12 protein-coding genes are annotated in these 13,535 nt (G+C 67.0%); 9 read left to right on the forward strand and 3 right to left on the reverse strand.

Translation table 11 applies throughout. The features are described from left to right. Positions 1–3 precede the first annotated feature (3 nt). From QM707_RS06665 to QM707_RS06695, 7 genes are all read left to right on the forward strand, one after another. Positions 4–345 (forward strand): DUF4190 domain-containing protein, encoded by a 342-nt coding sequence (locus tag QM707_RS06665; RefSeq protein WP_415001074.1) that lies wholly within the window; start codon positions 4–6, stop codon positions 343–345. Positions 346–358: 13 nt separating this feature from the next. Next, on the forward strand, positions 359–1,390 hold the full coding sequence (locus QM707_RS06670) for a quinone-dependent dihydroorotate dehydrogenase (protein ID WP_415001075.1): 1,032 nt from the start codon (positions 359–361) through the stop codon (positions 1,388–1,390). Then, positions 1,387–2,430: a UDP-N-acetylmuramate dehydrogenase gene (gene murB, locus QM707_RS06675; protein ID WP_415001076.1), complete on the forward strand. Its 1,044-nt coding sequence runs from the start codon at positions 1,387–1,389 to the stop codon at positions 2,428–2,430. Before QM707_RS06670 ends, murB begins: the two co-directional genes overlap by 4 nt. Next, on the forward strand, positions 2,427–3,335 hold the full coding sequence (locus QM707_RS06680) for a DMT family transporter (RefSeq protein WP_415001077.1): 909 nt from the start codon (positions 2,427–2,429) through the stop codon (positions 3,333–3,335). The genes murB and QM707_RS06680 overlap by 4 nt, the downstream gene beginning before the upstream one ends. Before the next feature lie 55 nt (positions 3,336–3,390). Next, on the forward strand, positions 3,391–3,738 hold the full coding sequence (locus QM707_RS06685; RefSeq protein WP_415001078.1) for a hypothetical protein: 348 nt from the start codon (positions 3,391–3,393) through the stop codon (positions 3,736–3,738). A 130-nt stretch (positions 3,739–3,868) separates the two neighbouring features. Next, positions 3,869–4,987, forward strand: coding sequence for a hypothetical protein (locus tag QM707_RS06690; protein WP_415001079.1), 1,119 nt, complete (start codon positions 3,869–3,871; stop codon positions 4,985–4,987). Between the two features lie 23 nt (positions 4,988–5,010). Further along, positions 5,011–5,439: a hypothetical protein gene (locus QM707_RS06695; protein ID WP_415001080.1), complete on the forward strand. Its 429-nt coding sequence runs from the start codon at positions 5,011–5,013 to the stop codon at positions 5,437–5,439. Between the two features lie 30 nt (positions 5,440–5,469). On the opposite strand, the gene QM707_RS06700 is transcribed toward QM707_RS06695, so the two are convergent. Genes QM707_RS06700 through QM707_RS06710 form a run of 3 tightly spaced genes read right to left on the reverse strand, consistent with a single transcriptional unit; the run spans position 5,470 to position 9,045 of the window. Continuing rightward, positions 5,470–6,159 (reverse strand): phosphatase PAP2 family protein, encoded by a 690-nt coding sequence (locus QM707_RS06700; protein WP_415001081.1) that lies wholly within the window; start codon positions 6,157–6,159, stop codon positions 5,470–5,472. Further along, positions 6,137–7,375: a flavodoxin-dependent (E)-4-hydroxy-3-methylbut-2-enyl-diphosphate synthase gene (gene ispG / locus QM707_RS06705; protein WP_415001082.1), complete on the reverse strand. Its 1,239-nt coding sequence runs from the start codon at positions 7,373–7,375 to the stop codon at positions 6,137–6,139. Before ispG ends, QM707_RS06700 begins: the two co-directional genes overlap by 23 nt. Further along, positions 7,372–9,045: a hypothetical protein gene (locus QM707_RS06710; protein WP_415001083.1), complete on the reverse strand. Its 1,674-nt coding sequence runs from the start codon at positions 9,043–9,045 to the stop codon at positions 7,372–7,374. The genes ispG and QM707_RS06710 overlap by 4 nt, the downstream gene beginning before the upstream one ends. A 102-nt stretch (positions 9,046–9,147) precedes the next feature. On the opposite strand from QM707_RS06710, the gene QM707_RS06715 reads away from it, so the two are divergent. Next, entirely contained in the window at positions 9,148–12,171 is a 3,024-nt protein-coding gene (locus QM707_RS06715) for a diguanylate cyclase domain-containing protein (protein ID WP_415001084.1), read from the forward strand. After that, on the forward strand, positions 12,168–13,523 hold the full coding sequence (gene xseA / locus QM707_RS06720) for an exodeoxyribonuclease VII large subunit (RefSeq protein ID WP_415001085.1): 1,356 nt from the start codon (positions 12,168–12,170) through the stop codon (positions 13,521–13,523). Before QM707_RS06715 ends, xseA begins: the two co-directional genes overlap by 4 nt. Positions 13,524–13,535: the final 12 nt, after the last annotated feature.

Below are 13,535 nucleotides of genomic sequence, written 5' to 3' on the forward strand. Positions count from 1 at the left end.
AGCATGGACGAGCAGCAGAATTCCCCGCCGCCGGCGCCGTATAACGCGCCTGCGGGCAAACCGACGAGCACGATGGCGATCGTCAGCCTCGTCTCGGGCATCCTCGGCTGGACGCTGGCGCCTTGGCTGGGCAGCATCATCGCCATCATCACCGGCCACATGGCGCGTTCCGAGATCCGTCGCAGCAATGGCGCGATCGAAGGCGACGGCCTCGCCATCACCGGCCTGGTGCTTGGCTGGGCATCGATCCTGATCACGATCCTGGTCGTTGTGGCAATGATCCTGTTCTTCGGCGGATTGGCCGTGCTGCTGGCAGCGGTGGGCTTGTCCGGCAACATGCACTGAGGCGAACGCACGCGTGTATTCCCTCGCCAAGCCGTTCCTGTTCTGCCTCGATGCCGAAAAAGCGCACGGCCTGGGATTGAAATCGCTGGAGGCGGCCTACCGCACCGGCCTCAATCCCTTGGTCGCGCTGAAACCACCGCCGCTGAAGACTCGGGCCTTCGGCATCGAATTCCCGAACCCGGTCGGCTGCGCCGCCGGGTTGGACAAGAACGGCGAGCACATCGATGCGTTGATGTCGCTGGGTTTCGGTTTCGTCGAGATCGGCACCACGACGCCGCGGCCACAGGAAGGCAACCCGAAACCGCGCATGTTCCGCCTCGCGCAACATCGCGCGGTGATCAATCGGCTCGGCTTCAACAACCTCGGCGTCGACGCGCTGGTGCGCAATGTCGAGAAAGCCAAGCGCAACGGCATTCTCGGCATCAACATCGGCAAGAACAAGGACACGCCGAACGAGAAGGCGGCCGGCGACTACATCCATTGCATGGAGCGGGTGTTCGACCTGGCCGACTACATCACGGTCAACATTTCCTCGCCGAATACCAGCGGCCTGCGCGACCTGCAGGAAGAGGAAACGCTGCGCCGCTTCATCGGCGAGCTGCGCGACGCGCAGGAAGAACTGGGCAGCGTGCGCGGCCACCGCACGCCGATGCTGGTGAAGCTGGCGCCGGACCTGTCGGACGCCGAACTCGACGGCGTCGCCGAAGTGCTCAACCGCGCCCGCGTCGACGGCGTGATCATGGGCAATACCACGCTCGACAAGACGCTCGTGCAGGGCCATCGCCATGCCGGCGAGGCCGGCGGATTGTCCGGCCACCCGCTTTACGGGCGCTCCACCACCGTGTTGCGCCGCCTTCGCACCAAACTCGATACCAAGATCCCGATCGTCGGTGTCGGCGGCATCCTCAGCGGCGCCGACGCGGCCGGCAAGGTGGCTGCAGGCGCGACGCTGGTGCAGTTCTACACCGGCATGGTCTTTCGCGGCCCGGAACTGATCGGCGAATGCGTCACCGCGATCAAGCGTCGGCGCGAGGGCGTGGCGTGAGCGGCTACCAACTCGCCGAGAACGTCTCGCTGCAGGGCCGTAATACCTTCCGCGTGCCGGCGCGGGCCAACATGATGGCCGACGTGAAGCGCCCCGAGGCGCTGGCCGAATTGTTCGATTTCGCCATGCTGCGCAACGGGCCGGTCATGGTGCTCGGCGAAGGCAGCAACCTGCTGTTCGCCGACGATTATCCGGGCGTCGTCATCTGCCTGACGATGAGCGACATCCGCATCCTCTCCGAGAACGCATCCGGCGCCCTGGTGCGTTGCGACGCCGGCGTGAACTGGAACGATCTCGTCGGCTGGACGCTGGCGCGCGGCCTGGTCGGGCTGGAGAACATGGCCCTGATTCCGGGTACGGTCGGCGCCGCGCCGATCCAGAACATCGGCGCCTATGGCGCGGAAGTGCGCGAAAGCATCGAGATGGTGGAGGCCTTCCAGCGCGACACCGGGCAGATCAAGCGCTTGTCGAATGCCGACTGCGAGTTCGCCTACCGCGACAGCCTGTTCAAGCGCGAAGCCGATCGCTGGGTAGTGACGGCGGTCGAACTGCGATTGCCGCGCGAACGCGAGCTGCGCCTCGAATACGCCGGCGTGCGCGAGGAACTCTTCTCGATGGGCGTCGAACAACCGCGCGCCGTGCACGTGGCCGAGGCGATCAGCCGCATCCGCACGCGCAAGCTGCCCAACCCCGCGCTCGTCGGCAATGCCGGCAGCTTCTTCAAGAATCCGATCGTGTCGGCGGCCCAGACCGACGCATTGCGCGACGAGCATCCCACCCTGCCCGTCTATCCGACCGGCGACGAGTCGCTGCGCAAGGTCTCCGCGGCCTGGTTGATCGAACAGGCGGGATGGAAAGGCTTCCGCGAGGGCGATGCCGGCATCTCGTCGCAACATGCGTTGGTGCTGGTCAATCATGGAAGCGCGACCGGCCCGCAACTGCTGGCGCTGGCGCGTCGCGTCGCGGCGTCGGTGTCCGACAAGTTCGGCGTCGCGCTGGAGCCGGAGCCGCGCATCATCGGAGCCAGTTTCGCCGGATGAACGCCCACCGCGCCCATCTGCGCGCGGCGGGCCTGATGCTGGCCAGCACGGTGTTCTTCGGTTTCATGGCGGTGATGATCCGCCTGGCCTCGCAATCGCTGCATACCTTCGAAGTCGCCTTCTTCCGCAACTTCTTCGGACTGCTCGCCGCGGCGCCGCTGATCTACCGCCACGGTTGGGCCCTGCTGCGCACGGCGCGCCTGCCGCGTTATTTCTTCCGTTGCATCATCGGCATCGGTTCGATGTTCGCCGGCTTCTGGGCGATCGGGCACCTGCCGCTGGCGCAGGCGATCGCGTTGTCGTACTCCTCGCCGTTGTTCGTGACCATCGCCGCCGCCCTCTTCCTCGGCGAGAAGGTCCGTGCGCGACGCTGGACGGCGGTCGTGCTCGGCTTCATCGGCGTCTTGATCGTCGTCCGTCCGGGCACCGACAGCTTCACCGCCGGCAGCCTGATCGCGGTGATGGCGGCCGTGCTCAATGCCTGGGTGTCGATCCAGATCAAGGAACTGTCGAACACCGAGCCGGCCGATCGCATCGTCGTCTGGACGACCGCGCTGTGGGTGCCGATGTCGCTCGGCCCGGCGATGGCGGTGTGGGCCTGGCCACAGGGCTGGACCTGGGTGTGGATCGTGCTCGCCGGCATCCTCGGCACTTGCGGGCACATGCTGTGGACGCGTGCGCTGAAGCTCGGCGAGGTTTCGGCCCTGACACCGATCAGCTTCATGCAGCTGCCGCTGGTCGCCATCGCCGGCTATTTCCTGTTCAGCGAGAAACTCGATCGCTATACCCTGCTGGGTGCCGCGATCATCTTCGGCGCGAACGCCTACATCACGCACCGCGAGGCGACACTGGCGCGCAAGGCGGCGACGAAGTTGAAGCCGGAGGACGATATCCCGGTACGATAGGCGTCCGTCGCCGTAGCGGCGGCACCATTGCTGAATCCTCATCGACAGGCCACGCATGAATATCGATTCCATCATCAAGGACATCCAGGTCGGCGAAACGCCGGATGCCACGCAGCCCATCCACATGGAACTCAGCGGCTTCAGGACCGACCCCGCGACGGGTCGAGTCGTTTATCGCGTGGTGCTCTCCGGCCCGATGACGACCAACAAGGAACGGACCGACGCCAGCCTGTTCGGCGCCATCAGAATGGGCTTCGCGGGACTGCGCCAGCTTCTGCGGCATATCCAGCGCGCGAATCCGAACCTGAAGTTCTACGACCAGATCGATGGCGCCCTGGTCGAACAGTCCGTCGACGACCTGTTCTGGACGCATGATTGCGTTCCGGAGCGCACCGGCGGGTAGCCAGGCCGGAGTCCTCCCGCCGACGCCCGGCCACTCGCCCGGCTTGTTCCTGCCCGGCGAGACCGATCATCGACACAGCGCGATTCGTAGCGCAGCAAGTACAAAAATGTACCGCCCGGAAGCAGGAATCATGAATTCGAAGATGCTCACTTGCGTTGCCTTGACGGTCGTTTCGCTGACCGGCTGCGATGCCTTCGTGCAGGCCTTCGGCACCGGCGAACAGAAGAAGCCCGAGCAGAAGGCCACGGTCGTCGTGCCGGTAGGCCCCGACCAGCCACACAAAGTCGCGACGCCCGAGGCGCGTCCTGCCTCGGCGGCCAAGCTTCCGCAGAACGAGGGGGAGCTCGTTCCCTTCGGGCCCGCACCGGCGCGCCCCACCGGCGAAATCCAGACCAATACCTGCGCCTTCACTGGTCTGAATCTGCCGACGCAGTTCAAGGTCTATGCCGCTGGCGCCTACTCGGGACGCAAACTCGATTTCCAGATCGACGACAGCGGGCATGAGGCGACGCAGATGGACATCGCCGTCAACGAGGATGCGATGCCGGTGGTATTGATGCTCGGCGCCTACGAACCCACCGTCTGGAACATCGGCTGGTCGCCGCGCACGAAGATCCTCGCCGTGTTCGCCAGCGGCTATCACCGCCAGGCCGTCGCCGGTCTGTCGCCGTCGGTGCCGGTGATCAACAGCAGTTACGACAACAAAGGCCCTTGCGGCTATTTCTATCTGAGCGAAGAGAATCTCGGCCAGCTGAATCCGATCTCGCGCCGGCTGTTCGGACAACCCGTCGCACGCGCATATCTGGTGCGCAACGGCTCGGCCAGCCTCGGCGAAGGCACCGCCTCGGGCTATGTCACCAACAACAGCCGACCGCCCGAGAGTTTCCGCGATCGCGCTGCGCCCCTGGCCGGCGAGGCCGGCCTGCGCGACGCGGTGGCGAAGGGCCTGTTGCGCGAAGCGCGCAGCAGCGACCTGGATGCCTGGAAAGCCGCCTACGACACAGCCAATCGCCGCGATATGCCGCCGCTATCGGGAGCGGCTCCGCGTTCTTCGGGCAGCCGCGACTTCCTGATGCACAACGCCTACGTGGTGATCAAGGCGATGCAGATTCCCGCCGGGTTGTACGGCGCGCATAGCGCCACCTTCATCGTGCCGCGCGGCGTGCCCCGCCCGACCGGCGATCCCGGCCATTCGCGGATCCTCGACTACAACACGATGACCTGCGCCGGGAGCATCTGCGGTCACTGAAGCTCCAGCCAACAGGGGTTCGCATGAGTTTCGATCTGATGGTCTTCAACGCCGCAGCGGCCCCAAGGGCGCCGGCGGAATTCTTCGCCTGGTACGAGCTCCAAACCGACTGGCGCGACGAAGGACGCTACGACGATCCTGCAATCTGCGAGAAAGCGCTTCGCGCATGGTTCACCGACATGATCGTGGAATTCCCCGCCGCCAACGGGGCTGATGCATCCGCTGCGGATTCACCGCGCCTGAGCGACTACAGCCTCAGCAAGGAAGTCATTTACGCCGCGTTCGCATGGTCGCAGGCAGATGCGGCCTTCGCGCAGGCCAGCGCACTGGCGGGAAAGCACGGCCTGGGGCTCTTCAACCCCAGTTCGCTGGAGGGTCGAGTCAGTTTTCCCGACGGCCTGGCTTTCGATGCGAACCCGCCCGCGGCCAAGCCCTGGTGGAAGTTCTGGTAACCGCTGCGGGAGAAACGCCCGTATTCCCGCTTAGCGTCGCCGGAACACCAGCAGGAAACAGCAGGCCACCCAGGCCGATGCGGCAGCCCAGCCGGCGAGGATGTCGGATGGGTAATGCACGCCGAGATAGATCCGCGACAGTCCGACCATCGGCACGAAGATCGCCGAGCCGATGACCACCGGCCAGCGCCAGCGCGTCGGCCAGGCCAGCAGCATGCAAACGCAGGCCAGCGTCATCGACCCCATCGCGTGGCCGCTGGGGAAACTGTAGTTGTGTTCCGGCGCGATCGACTCCCACAGGGAAGGACGATCGCGCGCGAACACCGGTTTCGTGGCGAGATTCAACAGCGCCGAACCGACGAAGGAAATCGCCGCGAACAGGCTGGAACGATAACGACGCTTGATCGCCAGCCACAACACGAAGGCGATGTCGAAGGGAACGACGCCCCACATATAGCCCAACGCCGAGAACAGCAGGAAAGTACGGTCGAAACCGACATTGGCCAGGCCATGGGCGAAATGCAGGATCGGATCGTCGAAGGGGAAAGCCTCGCCTTCGCGCAGCTCATCGGCCAGTTCCGCGAAGCCCCACATCGGCAACAGCACGCCGATGAACAACAGCAACAGGCGCAGGCCATGTCGTCGCAGGAAAGCGGCGCCGAATCGCGCCTCCTCGACGATCGCCTCGGCCGCCTGCTCAGGCGGGGGCGTCGGTTCCATAACGCTTCGCGACATAGCCGTCGATGATCCCGACGAATTCCTGCGCGATGTTCTCGCCGCGCAGGGTCATCGCTTTTTCTCCGTCGATGAAGACCGGCGCGGCGGGCGCCTCGCCGGTGCCCGGCAAGGAAATGCCGATGTTGGCGTGGCGCGACTCGCCCGGGCCGTTCACGACGCAGCCCATGACGGCCAAGGTCAGGTTCTCGGCGCCGGGATACTTTATTTTCCATTCCGGCATGCGCGCGCGCACATGCTCCTGCACGGTCTTGGCCAGCTCCTGGAAGAACTCCGAGGTGGTGCGGCCGCAACCCGGACAGGCGGTCACCAATGGCGTGAACGCGCGCAGACCCATCGTCTGCAACAATTCCTGCGCGACGACGACTTCCTGCGTACGCGAGGCGCCAGGTTCGGGCGTCAGCGAGATACGGATGGTGTCGCCGATGCCTTCCTGCAGCAGCACGGCCAGGGCCGCGCTCGACGCGACGATGCCCTTGCTGCCCATGCCGGCCTCGGTCAGGCCCAGGTGCAGCGGAAAATCGCAGCGACGGGCCATGTCGCGATAGACCGCGATGAGCTCCTGCACGCCGCTGACTTTCGCCGACAGCACGATGCGCTCGCGCGCCAATCCGATCTCGACAGCCTTCTCGGCCGAATCGATCGCCGAGCGCACCAGGGCTTCCCGCAGCACCCGCGACGCTTCCCAGGGTTCGGCACGCTCGTGGTTCTCGTCCATCAGCTTCGCGGCGAGCGCCTGGTCGAGCGAGCCCCAGTTCACGCCGATGCGCACGGGCTTCCCGTAACGAATGGCGGTTTCGACGATGGCGCCGAACTGCGCGTCCTTCTTCTTGCCGAAGCCGACATTGCCCGGATTGATGCGGTACTTGGCCAATGCCTCCGCGCAGGCCGGTTCGGCCGCCAGCAACTGGTGCCCGTTGTAATGGAAGTCGCCGATGATGGGCACTTCGATGCCCATCATCGCCAGCTTGTCGCGGATGCGCGGCACCGCCGCGGCCGACTCGGGGTTGTTGACCGTCACGCGCACCAGTTCCGAACCGGCACGCCAGAGTTCGGCGACCTGCTTCGTCGTCGCGGCCACGTCGGCCGTGTCGGTGTTCGTCATCGACTGCACGACGATCGGGGCCGCGCCGCCGATGATCGTCTTGCCCACTGCCACCGCGCGCGCCGCGCGGCGCGCCTGCGCTGCCGCCTCGCTCATGCCGCGGCTTCCTCGTTTTCGTCCTGCACCGCGTCGCTGCGCAAGGGACGCAGCACGACATAGTCGCCGGCGTTGAGCATGGCGTCGACGCTCGCCACCACGCTATTGGAGGCCGGCGTAGGCAACACGTCGTACTCGTCGTCCTCGCGCACCAGCTCCACCCGCGTGGCCTCCGTTTCGGCGATCGCGCTGGTCAGGTAACAACAGTCCTCGCCGCCGTCGATGACGACGATCTGCACCGCCCGCATCGGCGGCCGCAGGCCGCCGTCGCGATCGTGCAGGCGCAGGCCGACCGCTTTCGCGCGCCGCGACAACAGTTCGACGCCGGCCGACAAGCCGCCGTCGGGTTCGTAGCGCAGCCAGCGCACGATGCCGACCATCCAGTACGACAGCTCTTCGTCGTCGCCGAAGCTGAAACCGACCAGCTCGCCGACGCGCGCGCGAATCTGGTTGGCGTTGTCCCAGGCGATGCGATAACCGCCCAGGCTCTGGTCCAGCACCCGGGCCACGTGCACCGGCACGCGCGAAGCATCGGTAGCCGCGCTGGCCCAGGCCGCGCGGTGGTCCACCACATGAACGATGTGCTGCGAGGCCTGGCGCATGAACGTGTCGAAATCGCGCTCGCCGGCAAGATAGAAATGCAGGCTGCTCAGGCCGATCACGGTCCGCAGCCTGTGCCCGGCCTGCAGGCGCTTGTGCGTACGCGCCGCCGCCAGGCCGAAGGCCCGGCGCAGGCGCAGCAACATGTCGATGCTAAGGCGCACGCCGACGCCGCGCGTCGGAACCAGCTCGGAATACCCCTCGTGCGCGCGTTCGATCGCCGCGTTCACTTCCGTGCTGAACGGTCGGATATCCAGCCATTGCGCGTGGCTTTCGCCCGCTGCGCCGGGGCCGGGGCCACGATCGGCATCCTCGGGAACGACCGGCGCCGTGTCCTCCGGCGCCTGACGCAACAATTCGCAGCGCGTGGCGAAGTTGCGCGCCACCTGCCAGAGGCTGTCCTGCTCGGCCTGGCTGAAAGCGAGCGGATTGGTCACCGCCATCAACAGCGCCTGCACATAGATGCCGCGGATATCGGCTGCCGGGCCCGCCAATCTGTCTTCGATCGCCTTGCCTTCGAGTTTCTGGTCGACGGCAAAACGATAGACGCGATGCATGCCCTGCCAGACGCCGGGGCTGGGCGCGCGATAGATGCGCCAAGCCACGCCCAAGGCGCGGACGTAATGCCACAGGGAACGCTGCAGCGCCTGCGCGACGCTGTTGCCGCGAAGCATGGGGATCTTGCCTTCGGGCGCGCACATTTCCGCCACGGCCCGCCGATATCCTTGCGCCAGCGCCAGATGGAAGGCTTCGGCCTGATAGGCGGCCTGCGCCTTCGGCGGTGGCAAGGGCAAGGCGCTGCCGGCGTACTGCTGCTGCAGCAGGCCGACCGATTCGTGCACGGCCGAACGCAGCTCCTCCATCACGGCCAACCGCGTGGTGCCATCGAGCTTCTGCGTCGCGAGACTGTCCAAAGCTTGCGCCAGCTCCTGCTGCGTGGCCTGCGCGTTCGCACGCGGCAGCGCTTCGACCCAGGCGCGGACCTTGCGCGCTTCGGCGATGAACCGGCCGGCGCCAAGCCCCTTGGGCTCGGGAATGTCTTCGCGCAGCAGGCGATAGCTCTGGCTCATCCTTGGCTCCTGCTCATGGGGCTAGTCTAAGGCCTGACCGGTCCGAACCCCAGTGTCCGGGCGCCATCGTGCCGGAAGGCCCGGTGCCGCTACACTTCCCGGATGCTGCGCCTGCGCGAACACTCCCACCTTTCCCGCCTGGCGCGCCTGTTCACGATTCTCGCCGCGCTGCTGCCCGCCTTCGTCCTGGCACAGGCGCAGGACAGGCACGAGTACCTGAGCCTGCGGCAATTCGGCGCCGACGCCGGCCTCCCGCAGTTGACCGTGCTCGCCATCGCTCGGGACCGGGCCGGCTATCTGTATGTCGGAACCCAGGATGGCCTGTCGCGCTACGACGGCCGGCGCTTCGAGAACGTCCCCTTGGAAGCCGACATGCACGGCATCGTCGGCAAGCTGCTGGCCGACGACAGTGGCCTGTGGGTAGGCACCGACGAACACGGACTGTTCCGCGTACTCGCCGACGGCAAGGTGCAACGCGCGCAACGCGACGACGGCCAAGCCTGGCCCGCGATCGAAGCCCTGGCCTCGACGCGCGATGGTCGTTCGGTCTGGGTCGGCACGCCTTCCGGCCTGTTCCGTTGCGAGCAGTTGCGCTGCATGGCCGTGCCGGGCACCGATGGCCTGGATGTTTCGGCCCTGCTGGAGGGCCAAGGGCCTGAAGGGCCCTGCCTGTGGATCGGCACCAATTCGCGCGGCGTGCTGCGCTTCGATCACCACGAATCGGGCCTGCAACGCAGCGAATTGATTCTCGACAGGAATGCCGGCCTTCCGAATTCGGTCGTGCGCGCGCTCGCGCAATTCGGCGCGCCCGGCGGCGACGGCCAGCCGCCGCTGTGGATCGCCACCGGGCGCGGCGTCGCGGTATTGCGCGATACCCGCGTGCTGGCCCACGAGAGCGGCAAGGACTTCCCGGTCGGCAGCGCGATGGCGATGGCGGTAGCGCGCGACCCGCGCGGCAAGGAGCAGTTGTACGTCGGCCTGTACGGCGGCGGCCTCGTGCGCTTCGACGACAGCGGCGCGTTTCGCGCCTTCGGACTCGATGAAGGCCTGCCCGAGCGTTTCGTCTACAGCCTGCTCGCCTTGGATCAGGGCGCGGACCAACCCAGCCAGTTGTGGATCGGCACATCCGCGGCAGGCCTGCTGCGCGTAGATCCTGGTCGCTGGTTCAGCCTGGACGAACGCCAGATCCTGCCGGCGCCGAACGTGGTGGCGGTCGGCGAACTGCAGGGCCCGGATGGCCAACCCCAGGTCTGGGCCGGCACCTCGTCCGGCGCCGTCGTGCAGGACGGCCGCGGCGGCTGGAAATACCTGCTGCCGAATCCGTATCGCGACCACGTCGTCTACAGCGCGTTGATGGACCCGCTCGGTCGCCTCTGGGCCGGTACACTCGATGGCCTGCTGCTCGTGCAAGGCTCCGAGACGCGCATGTTCAGCGCGGACGAACATCCGCTGCCCGGCGTTTCGATACAGGAACTGCTCTGGCGGGGCGGCCGCGACGGCGAACTCTGGATTGGTACCGGGCACGGACTCGGGCGCTGGCGCGACAATCGTTTCGATCGGGTGAATGGCGAAGACGAACGCTTGCGTGGCGCAGGCATCCGCGCACTGGTCGATCTGTCGGATCGCCCGGGCAACGAAGCGGCCATCGGCACCAGCGAAGGCCTGTTCTTTTCCGATGGCGTTCGATTGCGCAGCGTGCCGGCCGGTTGCCTGCCGCATCGCGAAGTGATGAATCTCGTCCGCGGCGGGCGCGACGTGCTGTGGGTGGCGACGCGCGGCGGCGCCGCGAGGGTGGCGTTGACGGCGAACGGGTTCGACTGCCGCGCACTGAAGTTGCCGGGCAACGGACCGAAGGCGGTCTATGCCTTGGCGATCGACCGCCAGTCCCGCCTTTACCTGTTCGGTTACGACGGTGGCCATCGCATCGACAACCCGGACGCGCTTCTGCAGGAAGGCGCGAGTCTGCAGTATTCGCACTATGGCCTGGCCGACGGCCTGCCTTCGCTCGAATTCAACCGCGACGCGCTCATCGACCGCGAAGGCGGACTGTGGGCGGCGAACAACGCCGGCCTCGTCGCTTTCGAACCCGATGCTGTGCTGCCGATGCCCGGACCGCCGCCGCTGCGGCTGGATGCGCGCTCCGGACAGGCCAGGCTGCGGCCAGGCCAATCGCTGCCGTACGACCACGCGCCATTGCGATTCGACTACCGCCTGCTGTCCTTCCACGCCGAACACCGCATCCGCTACCGCAGCCGACTGGTCGGCCTGGACGGCTCGGGCAGCGACTGGATGGCGGAAAGCGAGCGCGAGTTCAGCCGTTTGCCGCCGGGCGACTATCGTTTCCAACTGGAAGCGCGCGATGCCTACGGACGCGTACTCAGACAACCGGACATCGTCTTTTCCGTCGCGCACCCCTGGTGGCAGCATCCGATGACCCTGGCGCTCGCCACGCTCGCACTGTTGCTCGCCGGCCTCGGCATCGGACGCTGGCGCGCGCGCGCGTTGGCGCAGCGCGCCGCGACGCTGGAGCTGGAAGTCAGGCAGCGTACCGATGCGCTGGCGGGCGCGAACCTGCGGCTCGAACAGGCCTCGCGCACCGACCCGATGACCGGTGTGTACAACCGTCGGCATTTCTACGCCAGCATCCACGAACTATTGCGCCGCTACGAACGCGATGGGCTGTGGCTCCTGCTGGTGGACATCGACCACTTCAAGCAGATCAACGACCAGCGCGGACATGCGGCGGGCGACGACGTGCTGATCGAAATTTCCCGTCGCCTGGTCGCCGCGATCGGCGAATCCGGCTGGGTGGTGCGTTGGGGCGGCGAGGAATTCCTGCTCGCCTGCGATGCATCGACCGGCATCGAGCCCCTGTGCCGCCGTCTGCTCGATGCCGTCGCCGCCACTCCGGTGCGCGCCGCCGGCGAGCCACTGTCGGTGAGCTGCTCGATCGGCGCGACCCATGTGCAGCCGCCGGCCGATGGCATGATCGAACACGTGGACACCATCGTCGCTCGTGCCGATGCCGCGCTCTACCGCGCCAAGAACGATGGGCGCCGGCGTGCGATGCTGGCCGGTTTCGGCGGCGACCCGCAGCTGCATTTCACCGAGGTCGCGCGCTCGTGAACACGCTTGCCCGCGAGCGCGCGGTACTCAAGCCCGCGCAACTCAATGCGCTGGCGCGCGACCTGCTGGAAGGCAGTTTCGCCCAGGTCTGGGTGGAAGGCGAGATCAGCAACTATTCGCGGCCGGCCTCGGGCCATGTCTATTTCACGTTGAAGGATGAGCGCGCTCAGGTGCGCTGCGCGCTGTTCAAGCAGAAAGCCATGCACCTGCGCTTCGCACCGCGCGATGGCCTGCAGGTCCTGGTCCGCGGACGCCTGACGCTCTACGAGGCGCGCGGCGACTACCAGCTCGTGCTCGAGCACATGGAAGAAGCCGGCGAAGGCGCCCTGCGCCGCGCCTTCGAAGAACTGAAGGCGAAGCTGGCGGCGGAAGGACTGTTCGCGACGGAACGCAAGCGCGCCCTGCCCCGCCATCCGCATCGGCTCGGCGTCATCACCTCGCCGAGCGGCGCTGCGGTACGCGACGTGATCAGCGTCCTGCGCCGGCGATTTCCCTTGCTGCCGGTCGACGTCCTGCCCGTGCCCGTGCAGGGCGACGCGGCAGCGGCGGCCATCCGGGCGATGCTGGCGAAAGCGAATGCCAGCGCCCTGTACGACGTGCTGTTGATCGCGCGTGGCGGCGGCTCGCTGGAGGACCTGTGGTGCTTCAACGACGAAGCCCTGGCGCGCGCTATCGCCGCTTCGGCGACGCCGGTCGTTTCGGCCGTCGGGCACGAAACGGATTTCACCCTCGCCGATTTCGCCGCCGATCTTCGCGCACCGACGCCCTCGGCGGCAGCGGAACTGCTGGTCAACGACGCAACCGAGCTGTCGGCGCGGCTGCGCCAGGCGCGGAAGTCCCTGGTCTCCTCCTGGCGACGCACGCAACAGGCGCGCGCGCAACGCGCCGACCAGGCGTTTCTTCGGCTGCAAGCCATGCAGCCCGGACTGCGCCTGGAACGCGCGCGACTGCGTCTGCAGGCTCTGTCGGCACGATTGCAGGCGCGAATGGCCCGCGAACTGACGCGGCGCGAATCGCGCCTGCGCGAACTCGCGCTGGCCCTGCAACGGCACCAGCCGCAGCGCCGGCTCGACGAGCGGCGGCATCGCGCGGACCTGTTGATGCAGAAGCTGCGCGATCGCACGCAACTTCGGCTACAGGGTTTCGAACTGCGCCTGCGCGGACTTGGCCGCGCGCTCGCTTCGGTCAGCCCGCTGGCGACCCTGGGCCGCGGCTACGCCATCGTGCGAGACGCCAGCGGAAAGGTCGTCAGGTCCAGCGAGGATGTCGCCGTCGGCGAAGAACTGGAAGCGATGCTGGAGCACGGACGCCTGCGCCTTCGCGTCGAGAAAAAAGCGCCGCCGCAGGAGTGACGCGCGCTATCC

It is taken from the genome of Arenimonas sp. (genome assembly GCF_047602345.1).
GTDB lineage: Bacteria > Pseudomonadota > Gammaproteobacteria > Xanthomonadales > Xanthomonadaceae > Arenimonas.

Bases quoted from the DNA above. Each gene is read 5' to 3' on its own strand.
- QM707_RS06665 (WP_415001074.1), top strand. From the start codon at position 4: ATGGACGAGCAGCAGAATTCCCCGCCGCCGGCGCCGTATAACGCGCCT.
- QM707_RS06680 (WP_415001077.1), top strand. From the start codon at position 2,427: ATGAACGCCCACCGCGCCCATCTGCGCGCGGCGGGCCTGATGCTGGCC.
- QM707_RS06685 (WP_415001078.1), top strand. From the start codon at position 3,391: ATGAATATCGATTCCATCATCAAGGACATCCAGGTCGGCGAAACGCCG.
- QM707_RS06690 (WP_415001079.1), top strand. From the start codon at position 3,869: ATGAATTCGAAGATGCTCACTTGCGTTGCCTTGACGGTCGTTTCGCTG.
- QM707_RS06695 (WP_415001080.1), top strand. From the start codon at position 5,011: ATGAGTTTCGATCTGATGGTCTTCAACGCCGCAGCGGCCCCAAGGGCG.
- QM707_RS06700 (WP_415001081.1), bottom strand. From the start codon at position 6,159: ATGGAACCGACGCCCCCGCCTGAGCAGGCGGCCGAGGCGATCGTCGAG.
- ispG (WP_415001082.1), bottom strand. From the start codon at position 7,375: ATGAGCGAGGCGGCAGCGCAGGCGCGCCGCGCGGCGCGCGCGGTGGCA.
- QM707_RS06710 (WP_415001083.1), bottom strand. From the start codon at position 9,045: ATGAGCCAGAGCTATCGCCTGCTGCGCGAAGACATTCCCGAGCCCAAG.
- QM707_RS06715 (WP_415001084.1), top strand. From the start codon at position 9,148: ATGCTGCGCCTGCGCGAACACTCCCACCTTTCCCGCCTGGCGCGCCTG.